Annotated in this window: 16 protein-coding genes; 1 reads left to right on the top strand and 15 read right to left on the bottom strand. The window is 35.9% G+C overall.

Translation table 11 applies throughout. The features are described from left to right. Positions 1 to 404: 404 nt before the first annotated feature. The 7 genes from pnpS to CDZ92_RS00945 all read right to left on the bottom strand — a co-directional run bounded on the left by pnpS (position 405) and on the right by CDZ92_RS00945 (position 8,492). Complete coding sequence (pnpS, locus tag CDZ92_RS00975; RefSeq protein WP_096153014.1) at positions 405 to 2,177, bottom strand: two-component system histidine kinase PnpS; 1,773 nt, start codon at positions 2,175 to 2,177, stop codon at positions 405 to 407. Then, a complete protein-coding gene (locus CDZ92_RS00970) occupies positions 2,170 to 2,892 on the bottom strand; it encodes a response regulator transcription factor (protein WP_096153013.1) in 723 nt (240 codons plus the stop codon). The genes pnpS and CDZ92_RS00970 overlap by 8 nt, the downstream gene beginning before the upstream one ends. Positions 2,893 to 3,309: 417 nt before the next feature. Further along, positions 3,310 to 3,786 (bottom strand): MaoC/PaaZ C-terminal domain-containing protein, encoded by a 477-nt coding sequence (locus CDZ92_RS00965; RefSeq protein WP_096153012.1) that lies wholly within the window; start codon positions 3,784 to 3,786, stop codon positions 3,310 to 3,312. Between the two features lie 96 nt (positions 3,787 to 3,882). Beyond that, on the bottom strand, positions 3,883 to 4,821 hold the full coding sequence (gene mdh, locus CDZ92_RS00960; protein WP_096153011.1) for a malate dehydrogenase: 939 nt from the start codon (positions 4,819 to 4,821) through the stop codon (positions 3,883 to 3,885). A 110-nt stretch (positions 4,822 to 4,931) separates the two neighbouring features. Then, positions 4,932 to 6,197, bottom strand: coding sequence for an NADP-dependent isocitrate dehydrogenase (icd, locus tag CDZ92_RS00955; protein WP_096153010.1), 1,266 nt, complete (start codon positions 6,195 to 6,197; stop codon positions 4,932 to 4,934). 427 nt (positions 6,198 to 6,624) lie between these two features. Continuing rightward, entirely contained in the window at positions 6,625 to 7,740 is a 1,116-nt protein-coding gene (gene citZ, locus CDZ92_RS00950) for a citrate synthase (RefSeq protein ID WP_096153009.1), read from the bottom strand. Positions 7,741 to 8,030: 290 nt separating this feature from the next. Further along, the gene (locus CDZ92_RS00945) at positions 8,031 to 8,492 is read right to left on the bottom strand and encodes a DUF441 domain-containing protein (RefSeq protein WP_096153008.1); all 462 of its coding nucleotides are present in this window, start codon (positions 8,490 to 8,492) and stop codon (positions 8,031 to 8,033) included. Between the two features lie 162 nt (positions 8,493 to 8,654). Here CDZ92_RS00945 and ytvI point away from each other — a divergent pair, with 162 nt between their 5' ends. Next, entirely contained in the window at positions 8,655 to 9,773 is a 1,119-nt protein-coding gene (gene ytvI / locus CDZ92_RS00940; RefSeq protein WP_096153006.1) for a sporulation integral membrane protein YtvI, read from the top strand. 53 nt (positions 9,774 to 9,826) lie between these two features. Here the strand turns inward: ytvI and CDZ92_RS00935 are convergent, their stop codons facing one another. The 8 genes from CDZ92_RS00935 to dnaE form a co-directional block, all read right to left on the bottom strand. Next, the gene (locus CDZ92_RS00935; RefSeq protein WP_096153004.1) at positions 9,827 to 10,222 is read right to left on the bottom strand and encodes an FxsA family protein; all 396 of its coding nucleotides are present in this window, start codon (positions 10,220 to 10,222) and stop codon (positions 9,827 to 9,829) included. A 177-nt stretch (positions 10,223 to 10,399) separates the two neighbouring features. Further along, on the bottom strand, positions 10,400 to 12,154 hold the full coding sequence (gene pyk / locus CDZ92_RS00930; protein ID WP_096153003.1) for a pyruvate kinase: 1,755 nt from the start codon (positions 12,152 to 12,154) through the stop codon (positions 10,400 to 10,402). Between the two features lie 58 nt (positions 12,155 to 12,212). Further along, on the bottom strand, positions 12,213 to 13,172 hold the full coding sequence (pfkA, locus tag CDZ92_RS00925; RefSeq protein WP_096153001.1) for a 6-phosphofructokinase: 960 nt from the start codon (positions 13,170 to 13,172) through the stop codon (positions 12,213 to 12,215). Between the two features lie 432 nt (positions 13,173 to 13,604). Then, positions 13,605 to 14,582 (bottom strand): acetyl-CoA carboxylase carboxyl transferase subunit alpha, encoded by a 978-nt coding sequence (gene accA / locus CDZ92_RS00920; RefSeq protein ID WP_096152999.1) that lies wholly within the window; start codon positions 14,580 to 14,582, stop codon positions 13,605 to 13,607. After that, positions 14,576 to 15,439, bottom strand: a complete 864-nt coding sequence (gene accD / locus CDZ92_RS00915) for an acetyl-CoA carboxylase, carboxyltransferase subunit beta (RefSeq protein WP_096152997.1) — start codon at positions 15,437 to 15,439, stop codon at positions 14,576 to 14,578. The genes accA and accD overlap by 7 nt, the downstream gene beginning before the upstream one ends. 172 nt (positions 15,440 to 15,611) lie before the next feature. Continuing rightward, positions 15,612 to 16,238 carry a FadR/GntR family transcriptional regulator gene (locus CDZ92_RS00910; protein WP_227521442.1) on the bottom strand — a complete coding sequence of 209 codons (627 nt, stop codon included), beginning with the start codon at positions 16,236 to 16,238 and terminating at the stop codon, positions 15,612 to 15,614. A gap of 3 nt (positions 16,239 to 16,241) precedes the next feature. Then, on the bottom strand, positions 16,242 to 17,483 hold the full coding sequence (locus tag CDZ92_RS00905; protein ID WP_096152995.1) for an NAD(P)-dependent malic enzyme: 1,242 nt from the start codon (positions 17,481 to 17,483) through the stop codon (positions 16,242 to 16,244). Positions 17,484 to 17,837: 354 nt separating this feature from the next. After that, a complete protein-coding gene (dnaE, locus tag CDZ92_RS00900) occupies positions 17,838 to 21,182 on the bottom strand; it encodes a DNA polymerase III subunit alpha (protein ID WP_096152994.1) in 3,345 nt (1,114 codons plus the stop codon). Between the last annotated feature and the right edge of the window lie 94 nt (positions 21,183 to 21,276).

Raw genomic sequence — 21,276 nt, 5'->3', positions numbered from 1 at the left:
TTTAATAAACTTTTTTTCATTTTTGTAACAAATGGTATTGGAATATATGGATAATAATTGAAATAGTAAGATGATGGGATTCATGAAGGAGCTAATTTTTTCACTTTAACACCGAGAGTGGATTGTAGCGGAAGGCACGTGACTCCTGCGGGAAGAAGAGGGAAGGCTGAGACCCCACAGGCGAAGCCGAGGAGTAGGTTTTTTCACGATAGTGAAAATAACCTTCCGCTGCCCTCCCCGCGGAAAGCACGTGCCTGCAGCGAAAAGGAAAGGAAAACTTGTTATAAAAAAAAGTGGCAAGAACACAAAGTGTCCTTGCCATGAAAATTGGCTCCTTGGATGAAGGGGTTTTCAATAATTATATTAGCAAAGGATTATTAAGAGACAATGAAACAATTGTAAACTTATTGTAAATCTTTGTTTTTTTTCAATAATTTTACAACAAAGGTTGTTCCTTCATTCACTTTACTTCTTACCGATACTTGACCGTGATGTGCCTCAACCAAGTGTTTTACGATCGCTAATCCTAAACCAGTTCCACCTGAATTACGACTTCTTGCTTTATCCACTCGGTAAAAACGTTCAAATATTCTCGGTAATTCCTCTTCACTTATGCCAATTCCTGTATCTGAAACTTCTACTACTATATTCTCTCTATCTTCAGTTACTTTTACCGAAACCGTTCCATTAATGCTTGTGTAAGCTAGAGCGTTATTTACTAAATTAATGAAAATCTGCTTTAACCTTGCACTATCTGCTTTTATAAATAACGGCGGACTATCTTTTTTAACTAGATTTAAATTTATTTCCTTATTTTTAGCCTTTCCTGATAACATAACGATTACTTCTTCTAAAAGTTCATGTATATCTAGTACTTGGATATTTAACGGAAACCCTTGCTTCTCCATTTTGGATAAATCTAATAAGTCTTGAATAAGAGTTTGCAAACGGTCACTCTCTTTTAAAATAATGGATAAAAAGTGTTCTAGTGTGTCTTTATCGTTCATTGCACCATCTAAAAGAGTTTCGGAAAAACCTTTAATTGAAGTAATCGGTGTTTTTAATTCATGAGAAACATTTGCAACAAAATCTTTTCTCATTTGCTCTAATTTTTTTATTTCCGTAATATCGTGAAAAACTAATACAATACCTTTCCACTCATTATTCGTCCCAATAATAGGGGCTCCATAAACTTCAAAGTGCTTTCTTTCTATTCCTAGCGGTAGAAGAATTTGTTTTCTTACTTTTACTTCTGTCATAAAAATCTCTTCTACAAGCGAAGTGATTTCTTTATGTTCAAAAGCTTCATAGTATAAGCGGTACAAATAATTTACTGGATCTACATGGAACGTTTCTTTATACGTTTGGTTAACTAAATTAATATAGCCTCGTCCATCAATTAATATTAAACCACTACCCATACTATCTATTATTGTTTTAAGTCTATCTTGTTGCATTTCTTGCGCTTTTGTAATGTCTTGAAGGTTCCGAGCTAAAATATTTATGGACTGACTTAACATTCCTGTTTCATCATGATGTTCTTCATATGTTCTAGCTTTATAATTTCCTTTTGCTAGTTCGATTGCCACTTTCGTTGCAGAATCAATCGGAAGCGTATATTGAGTTGTTATTCGAACACCTAATAGTAGAATAACGAAAAATGATGTACCTAGACTTGCAATCAAAAGTCCCCATATTTGCTGGTTTACTTTTTGTAATGAATCTACTGGAGTACTTAAAATAACAAATCCTTCTACACCATTACCTTGTTCAAAAGAAGAACCGTAATAAAACATTTCATCGTCTTGTTCGTAATAAAAACTCTTTTCATTCTCATATTTAGCTACTATTCTGGATATTAATTCTTGATGAAGATGGTGTGTATTAGGGTTGGCACTTCTTGAATCATAAAGAACCATTCCATCTTTGTCAGCAATGGTAATCCTTGCTGTAAGAGTTTTACTAACATCATTCAACTGTAATTGTAAAGTCGGGCTGATCGATTCTTCTTTTGATATAAATAATGCAATTAAATTGGTTTCTTTTTCAAGTCTTTGATTAAACGTATTTAAGTAAAAACTTTTGAACAATTGCCCTAATAGAAGCCCTAAACACAATAATACGATAACGATTAATGTGATGAGAGCAAATAAAAGGCGAGAGCGGAACTTAGTCATTTTTTTTCGGTTCCTCTAGCTTGTATCCTAAGCCTCTTATCGTTTTAATATATACAGGTTTTTTCGTGTCCTGTTCGATTTTTTCCCGCAGATGGCTAATATGTACATCTACAATTCGTGTATCACCAGCAAAATCATAGTTCCAAACAGCACTTAATAGCTGATCGCGTGTTAGTACACGACCTTTATTTTTGGATAAGTATATAAGTAACTCAAACTCTTTTGGTGTTAGTTCTAGTTGTTCGTTTTGAAAGAATGCTTCATAATGATCAGGTAAAATTTTCAAGTCACCTATCACTATTTTCTCTATATGCTCTTGTTCCCCTTCTTGCTCAGTAGGTGCTACTGTTTGAGACCTTCGTAATATTGCTTTTACACGTGCCACTACTTCACGTGGGCTAAAAGGCTTTGTCATATAGTCGTCTGCCCCAAGTTCTAATCCTAACACTTTGTCAAACTCGTCATCTTTAGCTGTTAACATTAATATTGGTACATTTACTTTTCGTTGTCTAAGTTCTTTGCAAACTTCAATGCCATCCATTTTAGGTAACATTAGATCTAAGACTATAAGTTCTGGTTTTTCTTCGATTGCTTTATGTAAGCCATCTGCTCCATCGTTGGCAACTACTACTTCGTAGCCAGCTTGCTCTAAGTTATACTGAAGAAGCGTAACAATAGACTGTTCATCGTCGACAATTAATACTTTTTTGTTCATTTAAAGGCCTCCACTAATAGTTTAAGAACCCTTCATCCATTTTATCTATTTATATATGGTTCTTTTCAAAAGTTTGTTGTATTTGTATAAAGAGGCCCGTTCCTTTTCGCTACAGACACCTGCTTTCTGCGGGGAGCTTAGCGGAAGGTTATTTTCACTACCGTGAAAAAACCTACTCCACGGCGTTCCGCCTGTGGGGTCTCCCGTTTCGCTCTATCTCCCGCAGGAGTCAGGTGTCCTCCGCTCCAATTCACTCAAGGCTTTGAATGTATAAAGTAAAACAAACCTTGTGAAAAGAACCTTCTATTTACATTCTACACAAGTTTAGAATTGTACACAATTTTCTTTTTCAAACGAAGATTACATGTAAGTACATAGAAAAAACGAGAAGCAGTTTTGGGTCCGCTTCTCGTTTTTTTAGAAGTTCTCTAGTGTTACGCTTTCCATTGATTCTAATTTGTGTGGTGGGCATACCGTTAATGTTCCTTTTATTACTGTTTCATCTTTTTCATTTGTCGCTGAAACATGGAGATCAATTGTATGCTTGTCCGTATTTACATCTGTTACTTCAAATAAATAGTTAATTGTCCCGTAATGGTAAACAGGTTTCGGGAAAGACAATTGTTGTTCTACAACATGACTACCTGGTCCAGGTAAGTATTTAGAAACAGCTGAAGTAACAATTCCTGTTAACATTATACTAGGTACAATAGGTTTTTTGAATGGAGTCTGTGATGCATAGTCGTGTTGTATATATAATGGATTGGCGTCGTTTGTTAAACCTAGATATAGAAGTAAATCTTTATCTTCAATCTTTTCTGTTAATGCAAGTTTTTCTCCAACTTGAATTTCTTCCAATCTTCTACCAAGTTTTCTTTTTTTACCTAGTAACACGTGAAGCACCTCCACAGATAGTAAGTTAATTAGTATGCAAGCGTTTACAAATAAGTAGAATAAATTCGGGGAAGAGATCCCCGAATTAAATTATATTTAAGCTAAAACGTTCATTACACTCTTAACAGAATCAACAGATTTTTGAAGAGCAGTTTTTTCGTCTTCAGTAAGTTCTAATTCAATAATCTTTTCAATTCCACCAGCACCTAAGATGGTAGGAACTCCTAGGTAAATTCCATCGTGTCCGTACTCACCTTCTAAGTATGCTATAGACGGAAGAACACGACGTTGATCTTTAAGGATCGCTTCACACATCTCTACAAGAGAAGCTGCTGGAGCATAGTAAGCACTTCCATTACCTAGAAGGTTAACAATTTCCCCGCCACCTTTTCTCGTTCTTTCTACGATAGCGTCTAGACGGTCTTTCGGAATCAATGTTTCTAAAGGAATTCCCCCAGCATAAGAATATCTTACTAACGGAACCATATCATCTCCATGTCCACCAAGAACGAAACCAGTAATATCTTTAACAGATAAATTTAATTCTTGAGAAACAAATGTACGGAAACGTGCAGTATCTAATACCCCTGACTGGCCAATAACACGGTTTTTAGGGAATCCTGACTCTTTGAATACTGTATAAGTCATCGCATCCACTGGGTTTGTTAATACAAGGATAAAACAATCAGGAGAATGCTTTACGATTTCTCGCGTAACACTCTTCATAATATTAGAGTTTGTATTAACTAAGTCGTCACGGCTCATGCCAGGTTTGCGGGCAATACCAGCAGTAATAACAACAATATCTGAACCTGCTGTATCTTCATAATTAGATGTACCAATAATATTAGCATCAAATCCAAATACAGGGCTAGCCTCTAGCATATCTAGAGCTTTTCCTTTTGTTGGATTTTCTAACTGTGGAATATCAACTAATACTACGTCACCAAGTTCTTTTTGTGCTAATAAAAATGCAGTAGTTGCACCTGTAAAACCTGCACCAATTACGGAAATCTTTTTACGCTTCATTGTCATAAATATTTCCTCCCCAACTTGATTTCAGTAGAAGATATGCTTAAAAAAATAAAAACATGTTTATTTTTCAATAGCCCCAGCAAGATGCTGGAGCTATTGTTTATTTGTAATTACATATTTTTAATTAATTCGTCACCGAACTCAGAGCATTTAACTTCTGTAGCACCGTCCATTAAACGAGCAAAGTCATAAGTTACAACTTTAGAAGAAATAGCTTTTTCCATTGCTTCTACTACTAAGTTAGCAGCTTCTGTCCAACCTAAGTGCTCAAGCATTAACACGCCAGAAAGGATTACGGAAGATGGGTTAACTTTATCAAGACCAGCATACTTAGGAGCTGTACCATGAGTAGCTTCAAAGATAGCATGACCTGTTTCGTAGTTAATGTTTGCTCCAGGAGCAATTCCGATACCACCAACTTGTGCAGCAAGAGCGTCAGAAATGTAGTCTCCATTTAAGTTCATTGTAGCAACTACATCGAACTCACGTGGACGAGTTAAGATTTGTTGTAAGAAGATGTCTGCGATAGAATCTTTTACGATTAATTTACCTTCTGCCTCTGCAGTTTCTTGAGCTTTGTTAGCAGCGTCTTTTCCTTCAGTTTCAGCAATGCGGTCGTATTGAGCCCAAGTGAATACTTTATCACCGAATTCTTTCTCAGCAAGTTCGTAACCCCAGTTTTTGAACGCACCTTCTGTAAACTTCATGATATTACCTTTATGAACTAAAGTTAAAGACTTACGTCCATGCTCAAGTGCATAGTTAATTGCAGCACGTACTAAACGAGATGTACCTTCTTGTGATACAGGCTTAATACCGATACCAGAAGTTTCTGGGAAACGGATTTTGTTAACGCCCATTTCGTTTTGTAAGAAGCTAATAAGTTTTTGTACTTCTTCTGACCCACTAGCATACTCGATACCCGCGTAAATATCTTCTGTGTTTTCACGGAAAATAACCATATCTGTGTCTTCAGGACGTTTAACTGGAGAAGGTACTCCTTGGAAATAACGTACAGGACGTAGACATGTAAATAGATCTAATTCTTGACGTAGTGCAACGTTTAAAGAACGAATCCCGCCTCCAACTGGAGTAGTTAAAGGTCCTTTAATACCAATTATGTACTCACGAATTACATCTAAAGTTTCTGCAGGTAACCATTCGCCAGTTTGGTTGAAAGCTTTTTCACCAGCTAATACTTCTTTCCAAACAATTTGCTTTTCGCCATTGTATGCTTTTTCAACAGCTGCTTCTAATACGCGAGATGCTGCTGCCCAAATATCTGGACCAGTTCCGTCACCTTCAATGAAAGGGATGATTGGGTTGTTTGGTACGTTTAATACACCATTCGTTACTGTAATTTTTTCTCCTGTCACTTGTAAAACCTCCTGGTAATTGTCTTCTTATTTTGATAGAGTCAGAAGCTCCCATAAAAATGTTACTCTTTTTTCGAGAGCTTCGTCAATTTATTCGAATGATAACACCGCTGTTGATTTCCGTACAAGGCTCCGCTTTCCGCGGGCGTGTCTAGCTTCGGAGGCTAGCTCCTCTAGTCATAAGCCATGGTCATCTCGAGGGGAAAAGCACCCTCAAGCTGACCCTGTCTTATGCTTGTCGGAGCTGAACGAGCCACCTCAAACTTTTCGTGGCGCCGGGAGCCTCCTCGGCGCAAGCGCCTGTGGGGTCTCCCGCTCCCCGCTTCTCCCGCAGGAGTCTCCACCTTGTACGGAAATCACAGCTTGTTAGCAATTATATTAAATCGCCTTACTTTAAAATTGTCATTCGAAGCAAACCCTTACTTTACTAACGCTTTTCAACTGGTACGTATTCTTGCATACCAGGTCCTGTGTAATCAGCACGTGGACGGATTAGGCGGTTGTTGCTGTATTGCTCAAGAATGTGAGCTAACCAACCTGATACTCGACTCACTGCAAAGATTGGAGTGAATAAGTCATGGTCAATACCTAAAGAGTGGTACATGGACGCTGAATAGAAATCTACGTTTGGAGGAAGCGGCTTCTCTGAAGTAACGATTTCCTCAATTTTTGTAGACATTTCGTACCATTGTGGCTCGCCAGTTAACTTAGTTAACTTCTCACTCATAGCGCGTAAATGTTTTGCACGTGGATCTCCGTGACGATATACGCGGTGACCGAAGCCCATAATTTTTTCTTTGTTTGCTAATTTCTCACGAACATAGCTATCTACTTTATCAACAGAACCAATATCCGTTAACATCTTCATAACAGCTTCGTTTGCTCCACCGTGTAATGGACCTTTTAATGCACCGATTGCTGCTGTAACACCAGAATATACATCTGATAAAGTAGCTACACATACACGTGCAGTAAAAGTAGATGCGTTTAACTCATGGTCTGCGTGAAGAACTAATGCTTTGTTAAATGCTTCTTCTGCAATTTCGGATGGCTCTTGGCCAGTTAGCATGTATAAGAAATTAGCAGCAAAGCTAAGATCTGTTCTTGGTGCAACAGGCTCTAATCCTTTTCGAATTCTAGAGAATGCCGTAACGATAGCAGGCATTTTCGCTTGTAGGCGAACTGCTTTTCTATAATTTGCATCAGCATCCATTACATCAGCTTCAGCATCATATAAACCTAATAATGATACCGCTGTGCGTAATGCTGCCATTGGATGTACTTTGTCGATTGGATATGTTTTAAAATGGTTGATTACTTCTTCAGGTAAAGCTGCATTTTCAGCTAATTCTTTCTTTAATGTAGCCAATTCTTCTTTATTTGGAAGTTTTAAATGCCAAAGTAAGTAGATTACCTCTTCAAAACTAGCATGTTCTGCTAAGTCATCGATATTATACCCAACATACGTTAATGTATCATCAATGATAGAACTAATAGATGAAGTTGTAGCTACTACCCCTTCAAGACCTTTTGTTGCTGTCATTTTCAACCTCTCCTTTGCAAAAATGTCTTTCAAATCCTAATCTACTGATAACTGAACGTTTGCTCACCATAATGTTAGCAAACATTTCGAAAAAAGAAAATGCTTACATTTCCTGTGAAAAGAAAAGCACACATAGCAAAGTAAACTTTGACTTAATGGTGCCTTGTTCAGCTATATAATTTACTTTTATATGTAGGAAGGAAATGCTCTTGGTATTATTATATCAAATTTCTGAAATTTGTGAACGAAAAGTACAAAAGTCATGCGAAAATTATTATAACGAAAAAATATTATGTGAAATATTGAATTACTCTCATTACGAGATAAGCGATTCCAGCACCTATTAATGGACCAACCGCCACCCCTTGAAATAATGCAACCGCAAGTATTGTCCCAAAAACCAATGCTGCCGTGATATGTGGATCATTAGCTAATAAAGTAAGACCACTCTTGGCTATTAATGCAACGGCAATACCGGCTCCTAAAGCGACCCAAGCATAAGAAGACTTAACTGCTTCTTGCAATTGTTTAAAGCCAATTTCCCCTGTAGCAATTGGGACTAGTACAGCTATAGTAATAATAGTTACACCCCAATTAATCCCTTTTGCTTGTATAGTAGGGAATAACTTACTATCAAGTCCAATTACTTTAATCACTAGTAAAACTGCTACTGCAACAATCAAGGAAGAGTTTTTGGCAATAATTCCGATAATGAGTAATACAATTAAAAAAAGCGTTGCATGACTTAACAAGTAGTTTCATCCTTCCAAACTATATAACACTACACCTTATCGTACCATATTTGTCTTGCAAATTAAAAAAATACGACTTTTGTCTTTACATTCATGCAGGAAAGAAATAACAAGTTAGAGAACTTAAAGTATAGTTGGATTTGTTAACGGGGGGATTTGCTAGTGAATTGGAATTATATTTATATCGGTTTTCGAACCGTTGCTGTTCTTTTAATTATTTTAGTAAGCCTATTTTCCTTTTACTTTATTTTTAAAGTAACTTATCCATTTGTGATTGGATTTGCTTTAGCTTTTTTCATAAACCCTATCGTTAATTTTTTTGAGACCAAGGGTCGTTTACCTCGTACTTTATCAGTTTTCATATCATTAGTTTTATTTTTTTCTATTGTAGCTGGGTTATTAACTTTATTAATAGTAGAGATTGTTTCTGGTACGGAGTATTTAGCAAAAGTAGTTCCAAGTCACTTAGAAAACTTTATCATTTATATTGAACAATTCATTGTGACACAGTTCTTGCCCTTTTTTAATCAAATAACTGCTATGTTTCATAATTTAGAACAAGGGCAACAACAATCTATCCTTTCTAATGTAGAAAATTTAGGTGGTACAATTGGTGCAAATCTTGGTCAATTTATCCAACAATTTCTGCAAACATTACCTAAATTATTTACGTGGATACCAAATGTAGCAACCGTAATTGTATTTTCCTTATTGGCAACATTTTTTATTAGTAAAGATTGGTATAGATTACAATTACGTTTTAAAAAGTATATTCCAGATAAACCTCAGGAAAGTATTCGAAAAGTTATTTTTAGTTTAAAGCTTGCCTTTTTCGGATTCTTACGTGCTCAAGCTACACTTATTAGCATTACTACGATCATTGTCTTAATAGGGTTACTAATATTACGCGTTGAATATGCTATTACAATTGCCATTATTATTGGGATAGTTGATTTACTTCCTTACTTAGGTACAGGATTAGTGTTTGTACCTTGGATTATTTATTTGGCTATAAGTGGAAATGTTAAGTTAGCTATTGGCTTAGGCATTCTATATATTATTGTATTGGTTCAAAGGCAATTAATGGAACCTAAGATTCTTTCGTCTAACATTGGGTTAGATCCTTTGGCTACATTAATTTCACTGTTTGTAGGATTTAAATTAATTGGCTTTTTAGGACTAATAGTAGGACCTGTTGTATTAGTAATTATTAATACTCTTCATAAGGCGGACGTTTTTAAAGATGTGTGGAATTATGTAATTGGTGGCAAGAGTGCCTAGATGGGTAGATAATAAGAAAAAGGCAGCTAATAAAGTAGCTGCCTTTTTTGCATTTACCGCTTATTTATAATAATAAATTGGCCTCTATCTACCAATTTTCTTAATGTGTTGTATATTAGAGGTTTAATAAAGTTTCTAGTAGTAGGAATTAATAGCATAAAGCCTAGTGCGTCCGTTAAAAAACCTGGTGTTAGTAAAACAACTCCACCAACTAAAATACAAAGTCCATCTATAATAACGTCTCCTGGCATTTGTCCATAGCTCATTTGTTGTTGTGCTTTTCTTAACGCCTCTATTCCTTGGTACTTAGCCAACCAAGCGCCTAAAACCCCTGTAAAAATAATTAAAAGAATTGTTACAAGTACACCTAATGTTTTGCCTGAGAAAATAAGTAACCATATTTCTAGTGCAGGCACAATTATGATCAAAGCTAAAAGCAATTTGAACATGAAGAGTCTCTCCATTCTATACCTTTATACGCTTATTATAGCAGATATAACTAAAGTACGCTTCTTTAAATCACCCTGAATAGGTATATATCCCATTGGCAGAAAAATCCTATTACAATAAAAAACCGATTTACCAACCTATAAGAGTTGGAAAATCGGTTTTCGTGATAATAATAATTATAGTACGCTTGCGTGACCAGTAAAGATTGTCCCGCGGTTTGAATCTACTGTAATTTCTTGTCCATCTTTTAAAACAGAAGTTGCATCTTCCACCCCAACGATTACTGGAATTCCTAAGCTTAATCCAACAACCGCTGCGTGGCTAGTTAGACCACCTTCTTCTGTAATAAGAGCAGATGCTTTTTCTAATGAAGGCATCATGTCTTTGTCTGAACCAATCGTTACAAGTATTGCACCTTGTTCCATTTTAGTCGCTGCTTCTTCTGCAGTTCTTGCTACAACTACTTTACCGTAAGCAGACTTTCTGCCAATACCTTGTCCATTAGCTAATACGTCACCTACAACATGAATTTTCATTAAGTTTGTTGTACCTTTTTCACCAACTGGTACACCAGCAGTGATAACAATTAAGTCACCGTGTGAAACTAGGTCAGTATTTAATGATTCTTCAATTGCAACTTCTAACATTTCATCAGTTGTCGTTGCTATGCGACCGATGCGAGGGTGTACACCCCATACTAACGCCAATTTGCGAGAAACAGAAGCATTAGCAGTTACTGCAACGATTGGTGCTTTCGGGCGGTATTTAGAAATCATTCGAGCTGTATGTCCACTTTCAGTTGGAGTAACGATAGCAGATACATTTAAATTAATAGCTGTGTAAGCTACAGATTGACCAATTGAATCTGTTACTGAGTGTGGAGCTTCTTTAATTCTAGCACTTAACAGTTCACTATATTGTAATGCTGATTCTGCACGAGATGCAATGTTATGCATCGTTTGAACTGATTCAACTGGGTATGAACCTGCAGCAGTTTCACCAGATAACATAATAGCATCTGTACCATCAAAAATAGCGTTCGCAACATCACTTGCTTCTGCACGAGTTGGGCGTGGGTTGCGTTGCATCGAATCTAACATTTGAGTAGCTGTAATTACAGGCTTACCTAATTGATTACATTTTTTAATTAGCATTTTTTGAACTAGAGGTACTTCTTCTGCTGGAATTTCCACACCAAGATCTCCACGTGCAACCATTAAGCCATCAGAAACTTCAAGAATTTCGTCAATGTTGTCGACACCTTCTTGGTTTTCTATTTTAGGAATGATTTGAATTTCTGGTGCATTGTTTTGCTCTAGTAACTCACGAATTTCTAAAACATCTGATGCACGGCGAACGAACGATGCAGCAATAAAGTCAACACCTTGCTCAATACCGAATCGAATATCGTTTGCATCCTTTTCCGTAATACCAGGTAGGTTCACTTTAACACCAGGTACGTTCACACCTTTTTTATTCTTTAATGTACCACTGTTAAGGATTTTCGTACGAATTTCGTTGTTTCCAATTTCTAATACTTCTAATCCAATTAATCCGTCATCTAAAAGGATACGAGAACCTGGAGTTACATCGTTCATTAGTTCAGCATATGAAATGGAGAACTTTTCAGTTGTACCTACTACTTCTTCCATAGATACGATAATTTCATTTCCTTCTACAAGCTCAATAGCACCGTTTTCCATTGTATGTGTACGTATTTCTGGTCCCTTTGTATCTAGAAGAATTGCAACGTTTTTACCTAATTTTTCTGCCGCTTCACGAATGTTTTTAATTCTTGCACCGTGCTCTTCATAATCACCGTGTGAGAAGTTAAGGCGTGATACGTTCATGCCTGCCTCCATTAACTGTGATAACTTTTCTACTGTTTCACTTGCTGGTCCAATCGTACAAACTATTTTCGTTTTTCTCATTAATTTTGTCCTCCTATGAATGTTATGAAAACGATTCCATTATGCATATAGCACTCCACTAAATCGATAATTCTTTTGATAAGCTATACATTTTTTTATCGATAGTATGTTCTTGTGATAATGCTTCAATAATATCGTGATTTACTAATACATTATTTTCGATTCCAACACAACGGCCACCTTGACCTTCTAATAATAGCTCGACAGCATATGCACCTAATCTACTTGCAAGTACACGATCGAATGCTGTTGGTGAACCTCCACGTTGAATATGTCCTAATACACTGACTCTTGTTTCGAATTTCGTACTTTCTTCTATCTTTTTACCATACTCTACGCCGCTACCTACACCTTCAGCTACAACAATAATACTATGTTTCTTTCCACGTTCTGCACCACGTTTTAAACGTGCAATTACTTCGTCCATATCATCTTTTGCTTCAGGAATAAGTATCGTTTCCGCTCCTCCAGCAAGGCCCGCCCATAAAGCTAAGTCTCCAGCATGTCGACCCATCACTTCGATAACATATGTACGTTCATGAGAAGTTGCCGTGTCACGAATTTTATCAATAGCATCAATGACAGTGTTAAGCGCTGTATCAAAACCAATTGTAAAATCAGTACCTGCAATGTCATTATCAATTGTACCAGGTACACCAACACATGGAAAACCATGTTCCGTTAGTTTCTTAGCACCTTGATAAGATCCATCTCCACCGATAACAACTAATCCTTCAATACCGAATTTCTTTAATTGTTCAATACCTTTCAGTTGACCTTCAACTGTTTTGAATTCTTCACAGCGTGCTGTATATAACATTGTACCACCGCGATGAATGATATCACCAACTGAACCAATTTCAAGTTTTTTAATATCTCCTTCAATTAATCCAGCATATCCACGATATACACCGTACACTTCTACATTATGAAAAATTGCTTTACGAACAACTGCACGAACAGCTGCATTCATTCCTGGTGAATCCCCACCACTTGTTAGAACTCCAATTCGTTTCATTCATTTCACCTCTAACTTTATTGTTTCAAAAAGAAAAGAATATAGTGCAAGCCAAAAATAAGCTTTATATCAATACTACTTCCCTACTTGAGTAGTAAGTTATACATACAGGAAAAATGTGACATAAGCATCCGTTTACTACATCATTAGTATGTAGCTTTTGTAAAAAGATAAGCACACTTTTTGGTTTTTTTATGCGTATTGTGTGTATGTAAAAATAATACTATAAGCATTTTCTTTTCTAAGTCTATTAAAAAAATAACATGAAGATATAGCGAAAACAATAGAGAAACATTAGAATATGTGAAACTTTCATGGTAAAAAAAAAGGTAAACGCATACATTTCTAATCCACTGGCAAATTTAACCTCAAAAGGGTAATGCATACAAAAAATTAGAGCCGTACTTTATGTCGGCTCTAAATAGAATAAAATTATTTCACTTCTATTTCTTCATTTAAAAAAGTATAAGTGCCGATACGTTTGTATTTAGCATAACGCTGTTCAATTACTTCATCATCCGATAATGGCATTAAATCTTCTAATGATGCACCGATTACTTCTCTAATCTTCTCCGCTTGGAATTCAACATCACGGTGTGCTCCACCTTTAGATTCTGTAATTATTTCATCAATAACTCCTAATTCTTTTAAATCCGGAGCAGTAATTCTCATCGATTCAGCTGCTTTTTTGGCAAGTGTTGCATCTTTCCATAATAGTGCAGCAGCCCCTTCTGGTGAAATAACCGAATATGTTGAGTTCTCTAGCATGTGAACATGGTTCCCAACACCAAGAGCTAAAGCACCACCACTACCACCTTCACCAATAACAATACAAATTACAGGAACTTTTAAGCCAGCCATTTCAAATAAGTTTCTAGCAATAGCTTCACTTTGACCTCTTTCTTCCGCAGCTTTACCAGGGTAAGCTCCTTTTGTATCAATAAAACAAATAATAGGACGACCAAATTTTTCTGCTTGGTACATAAGGCGAAGGGCTTTGCGGTAACCTTCAGGATGAGGCATACCAAAGTTTCTTCTAATATTTTCTTTCGTATCTTTCCCACGTTGATGACCGATGATTGTAACAGGGATATCATTATACTTTGCAATTCCACCAACGATTGCAGCATCATCTCCATAAAAACGATCCCCATGACATTCTAAGAAGTTTGTAAAGATTCTTTGAATGTAGTCTAATGTTGTTGGTCTTTCAGGATGTCGTGCAATTTGTACTCTGTCCCACGGCTTTAAATTTCCGTAAATATCGTTCTCTAATTTTTCTAATCGTGCTTCTAACTTTTCAATTTCATCTGTTAAATCCATATCTGTAGATTTTGTAAATTCACGTAATTCGCTAATCTTCGAACGAAGTTGCACTACTGGTTTTTCAAATTCTAATTCTCCTACCACTTTTGGTCACCTCCTACATGATGAATATCCAACACATTTGTTAAGGTTTCTTTCATATCTGCTCGGTGAATAACAGCATCTAATTGACCGCACTTTAATAAAAACTCTGCCGTTTGGAAATCTTCAGGTAATTCTTCACGGATTGTTTGCTCGATAATTCTTCTTCCTGCAAAACCAATTAATGCTTTTGGTTCAGCAAAATTATAATCACCTAGGGATGCAAAACTAGCTGATACTCCACCAGTAGTTGGATGAGTCATAATGGAAATAATTAATCCACCACTCTCACTAAATAATTTTAATGCACTGCTTGTTTTTGCCATTTGCATTAAACTTAATACACCTTCTTGCATACGTGCTCCACCGGAAGCTGTAAAAATGATAAATGGATGTCCTTTTGCCTTGGCATTTTCAATGGCTCTAGTAATCTTTTCTCCAACAACAGAACCCATACTTCCCATGCGGAAAGTCGAATCCATCACCGCTACTACAACAGGGAATGAATTAATGGTACCTTCACCAGTAACAACCGCTTCATTTATACCCGTTTTTTTGCGGTCACCTTCTAGCTTTTCTAGGTAGCTTGGAAAATCTAAAGGGTTTTCTGAAATCATGTTTGTATCATATTGCAAAAATGTACCTTCATCCAAAAGACTTTCAATACGTTCTTTCGCATTCATTGGGTGATGATGTCCACAGTGAAGGCAAACTTTTAAGTTTTTATTTAGTTCTTTTGTGTACATTATTTTTTTACATTTTGGACATTTGGTCATAATTCCTTCTGGTACATCTTGTTTCGCTTGTTCTGAAGGTATTGATGCATACTTTTTCTTTTTCGTAAATAAATCCTTTAACACAATTGAACCTCCTAATATTGTTATCTAGTTTTGGTATTTGGTACTAATAACAGGTCAAAAATTAAGTAAGTAAGGAAGTTCTAATAATAGAATTATTTTTTCAGATCCTATACTTACATTTGCTTGTACTATTAATGTAACGAAATTATATTTTATTTGTTGTAGAAAGATGTCATTCTTCTATCGACATTTTTTGCAGAAAATGTTTTTCATATATTTTAAAGGCATTTGATAGACTATCTTGTTCTAATGCTCTCAACAATTCTAAACAAGTTTTACTGTCTATTAAATTTGAGTGATTAAACGTATCCCAATAGCTACTAACAATTACCCAAATTCGAAAAATAAGATGATTGCCGGCTGCGTAGGCGATTTTCTTAAAGAAAATTGCATGTGTTAACTCTTTTTCTATTTTAACAAATTCTATTAAATCACTTAAAAGAATATTCCGATTTTGACGTGTGTGAATAAGACTTAAACAAAGCTTTTCCATCTCTATCTTTGTTTCTATTAAATCATCTTTCGTTTTTTCGGACTGCAAAATGAATGTACCAAGTAAATCTACAAGATGGTGTTCTGTGAAGTCTTTCATAAAGGTTCCTTCACCACGTCGCGTTTCTATTAATCCAAGTAATTCTAATGCCCGTAGTGCCTCCCGAACAGATGACCGACCGACTTTAAGTCGGTCAGACAGTTCACGTTCAGATGGTATTTTGTCTCCTGCTGTTAAGCCATCCTCTGTAATGATAGCTCTAATTTCTTTTACTATCTCTAAATACATCTTTGGAGTAGATGTCACTGATTATTCACCTTTTCCAATACTAGCTTCTCGTCTCGTTCTCTCGGCAACTTCTTCTGGATCTACTTGCAGACGAGCAACACCAGTCTCCATTGCTGCTTTCGCTACAGCAGATGCAACAGCTGGAGCTACACGCGGGTCGAAAGGTGCAGGAATTACATAGTCTGATTTTAGTTCTTCGTCTGAAACAAGACTTGCAATTGCTTCTACTGCAGCAATTTTCATTTGTTCATTAATATGTGTAGCACGAACATCTAGGGCACCTCTAAAAATTCCTGGAAAAGCTAATACATTGTTTACTTGGTTAGGGAAGTCTGAACGCCCTGTACCGATAACACTTGCCCCAGCAGCCTTTGCATCTTCTGGCATTATTTCTGGAACTGGGTTCGCCATTGCGAAAATAATTGGGTTATCATTCATGCTTCTTACCATATCTTGTGTAAGTGCACCTTCAACAGAAACTCCTATAAAAACATCCGCATCCTTTATAACATCAGCTAAAGTGCCTTCTTGACGGTTACGATTCGTATATGCAGCCACTTCGGCCTTAACACTATTCATCCCAGTTGGGCGACCTTCATAAATTGCACCTCTAGAATCACACATAATAATATCGCGAACACCGTAGCGGTATAATAATTTTATGATGGCAATACCTGCCGCTCCTGCACCGTTAGCAACTACTTTAATTTCAGACATCGTTTTGCCACTAATTTTTAGTGCATTTACTAGACCTGCTACTGTAACGATTGCTGTACCATGTTGATCATCATGGAAAATAGGGATATTTGTCTCTTTTTTTAGTCGCTCTTCAATGACAAAGCAGTTTGGTGCAGCGATATCTTCAAGGTTTACTCCCCCGAAGTTCGGCTCTAGTAATTTAACTGTTTCAATTATCTTTTCTACATCTGTTGTATTTAAACAAATAGGAAAAGCATCTACGCCAGCAAAACTTTTGAAAAGTACTGCTTTACCTTCCATAACAGGCAATGCAGCTTCTGGTCCGATGTTACCTAATCCTAAAACAGCTGTACCATCAGAAACTACTGCTACCATATTGCCTTTCATCGTATAGTCATACACTTTATTTTTATCGTCATAAATGGCTTTACAAGGTTCTGCTACTCCAGGTGAATATGCTAAACTTAAATCTTTTGCATTTCTTACTGGCACTTTTGATATTGTTTCTAGTTTTCCTTGATGTACTTTATGCATGTGTAATGCTTCTTCTTTTAGTGATACCATTTGGATCCTCCTTAATCAAAAAGCGCAACTGATTCTATTAGTTATATTTTTCATCTTTGATGTTTTGGCTATTTTTTACGCTTCGACCTTATTTTACTATGTTCCTTGTTAGGATGCCAAAGTTAATACATACTACCCTGAAAAGTTGATTACTGGCGCTTCTCCCGCAGGAGTCTCAGCCTTGCACGGAAATCAACAGGTAAGTTTCTAATTATCAACACTACGTTTTAACATTGCCTATTTAATTAAAATATTTATTTTTATCACATTGTTTGCATAACTTAACCTATTATTTATAAAAATAAAAAATAAGGAGGTGGTCTGACCACCTCCTCATACTATAACATATCTCTTTTATTGTAAAGGTACATCTTTCTTAAATACGACATTTTGGGTCCCTAGTAACTGTTCTAAATGTTGTAAACATTTATCTGTTGGCATGATAAAATCTTCTTCAGGAAGTCGGATTGTTTTTTTATTCTTTACATAATGTACGTATACTTCCACTGGACCACGATTCTTGTTTAGAACACTTTTTAAATCTTGCAAAATGGTACTCGATTGTTTTGCTTCATCAATTTTTAAAAAGACTTTTCCTCTTAAATGCTCGTATTGTTGTATTATTTGATTAGAAGAAAGTATATTTTTAACGATTAATTGATCTTTTTCGTTCCTTGACTCTATTTTACCCTCGAGCAAAACTATTTCTCCCTGCTTGAATTGTGTAGTGAAGCGAGAAAAAACATCAGGAAACACTACGGCTTCTAAATCACCTGATTGGTCACTTAAAGTTAAAAATGCCATCTGTTCCCCTTTTTTCGTTCGAATCGTCCTACCACCTACAATTAAAACACCTAACTTAACATACCCTTTAGAAAACAGAGCATTTTCAATATTTGTTGTACCAGCTAATTTAAAATAACTTTCTAACATTTCGACAGGGTGGTTAGATAAATAAAATCCTAATGCTTCTTTTTCTAATTCTAACTTCTGTATTAGTGGCATAGGTTCTACTTTTACATACTTCGGTTTAATATCGAATTCAACTTCTAGCATTAACCCCATTTGATCTTCATCTGTTGTTGGTGTAACTAATTCTGCATGTTGCATCGCTACATCAATACTTGCTAACAGCGTTGCTCTATCCTCATTAAATTCATCTAGCGCACCTGCGTATATTAATTGCTCTAGTAACCTTCTATTCAACTTGGAGGATGTTCGCACACTTAGATCGAACAAGTCTGTGTAAGGCTGTTTTTTACGTTCCTCTACGATATATCTTACTATTTGTCTACCTACGCCTTTTATTGCTAGAAGGCTAAACCTGATACCATCTTTGTCTGTTAGGAAACTAAAAGCGCTTTTGTTAATAGATGGTGGTAAAACACGAATTCCTTTTCTTTTTGCTTCATTGACATATTGACTTATTTTTTGCTCATTTCCGATTATGCTAGACATGAATGCACTCATAAATTGAATCGGAAAATTCGCTTTCAAGTATGCTAATTCATATGCAATCATGCTGTAGGCGACAGCATGTGAGCGGTTAAATCCATAGTCAGCAAACCGAACGATAAGGTCATAAATATGGTTGGCAGTTTTTTCGTCATATCCGTTCTTCAAGCAACCTTTCACAAAATGTTGCCTTTCTTCTGCCAGTACTTCTTTTTTCTTCTTTCCAACGGCTCGTCTTAGCAAATCTGCTTCTCCTAATGAAAAACCAGCAAGCGCTGAAGCTATTTGCATAATTTGCTCTTGATAAACGATAACGCCGTAAGTATTTTTTAATATCGGTATTAGATCTTCATGTGGATACTCAATTGGTTTTACACCATGTTTTCGCTCGATAAACAAAGGTATTTGTTCCATCGGACCCGGTCTATACAACGCATTAACAGCTACAATATCTTCTAATGAATTTGGCTTTAAGTTCAATAACACTTTCCTCATACCAGGAGATTCTAACTGGAATATGCCGGATGTATCCCCTTCAGACAGCAAAGCAAAAGTTGCTTCATCGTTTGGTGGAATAGGTTCTTCTATTTTTAGGTCTGCTTTTTGAACAAGGGACTTAATCGTTTGAATGATTGTTAAATTCCGCAATCCTAAAAAATCCATTTTCAGTAAGCCGATATTTTCTAATGTTTCCATAGGATATTGTGTTAAATACGTTTCTTGTGTACTTTGTTGGATCGGAATAAGTTCCGTTAAAGGGTTTTCACTAATGATGACACCTGCTGCATGTGTAGATGTATGTCTAGGTATACCTTCTAGTTGTTTTGCAACCTCAAATGCTCGCTGTCGCTCTTTCGTTTCTGTAACCGCTCTCCTAAAAGCATCCACTTCTGTAAAAGCACTTTCTAATGTTGTTCCAGGTTTCGAAGGGATAAGCTTAGAAATCCCATCGATTTCTTTTACAGATAAACGTAAAGCTTTTGACACATCTCTCCAAGAAGCTTTGGCTGCAAGTGTTCCAAACGTAATAATTTGCGCTACATGCAGCGAACCGTACTTATTTGTGACATAATGAATCACTTCATCTCTTCGATTATCTTGAAAGTCGATATCAATATCTGGCATAGAAACGCGCTCTGGATTTAAAAATCTTTCAAAAAGTAAATTATGTTGTATTGGGTCTACATTCGTAATATATAAGCAATAAGCTACTAATGATCCAGCAGCAGAACCACGTCCAGGCCCTGTTAATATGTTATTTTGTCTTGCAAACAACATAAAATCCCAAACAATTAAAAAATAATCACTAAACCCAGTTTTTCTAATAACATTAAGCTCGTATTGCAATCTATTTTTGTAATGGTTATTGACATTTTTCACTCGTTTATTTAGCCCTTGTACACAAAGTTCCTCAAGGAAAATTTCTGCCGACATATCGTTTTCAATAGGATATTTAGGTAATAATCGTTGATTAAACTTTATTTCAACATTACAATTTCTACTTAGTAAAATTGTATTTTCTAAAGCCTCTAAGCAATCTGAAAATGTCTCATACATCTCATCGCTACTCTTTAAATAAAACGGAGCATCTTTTGGAAAATCCTCCAAAGGCTCTCCTCGTTTAATAGCCTTTAAACATTCATAACTAAAAACATCTTCTTTTTGTAAATAATGTACTTTATTTAAAGCAACTGTTTGAAATGAATATCTTACTAACAACTTTTCGGTTATGTGATGGGCTTCTTGAGAGTGTCTTTCCATCCCTAAATAAACTTTTTCTTTTGTGAAAACGTCAAAGTAAAATTTCGTTCGTTGTAAAAATGTTTCTTTTTCATCTAGTACATGAATTAATTCACACGTTGTTGCTGGCAAAATAGCGAAAAGTCCTTTTGCATAGTGCTTTAGCCATTTTTTTGGTACACCATTTTTCGATTTCGTTTGTACAATACTAGATAGTTTCATTAAGTTAACATAGCCTTGATAGTCTTCAGCTAACAATAACAATTGACTACTAGATGTTTCATCTATGTCTTCTATTACAGATAAAGTTATGCCGATAATTGGCTTTATTCCTTTTTCTTTACATGCTTTATAAAAGTCCACGGCTCCATACATAACGTTTTCGTCTGTTATTGCAATTGCTTCAAAACCCTCTTGTTTGGCTCGTTGAATAAGCCTGTCAATTCTAACAGAACTATTTAACAAACTGTAACAACTCATTATATGTAAAGGAACGTAACTCATTATTCTCACACCTTTATTTTCACTTTCCATTCTATTATAGACCGTACACATAGTAAAAAGTAACGGAAATTTCAATTGGTTTCTACTGCAAGAA

It is taken from the genome of Bacillus sp. FJAT-45066, assembly GCF_002335755.1.
GTDB lineage: Bacteria > Bacillota > Bacilli > Bacillales > Bacillaceae_I > Bacillus_CD > Bacillus_CD alkalisoli.
The sequence above is the reverse complement of the archived record's forward strand: the minus strand, read 5'-3'. Positions and strand labels throughout refer to the sequence as shown.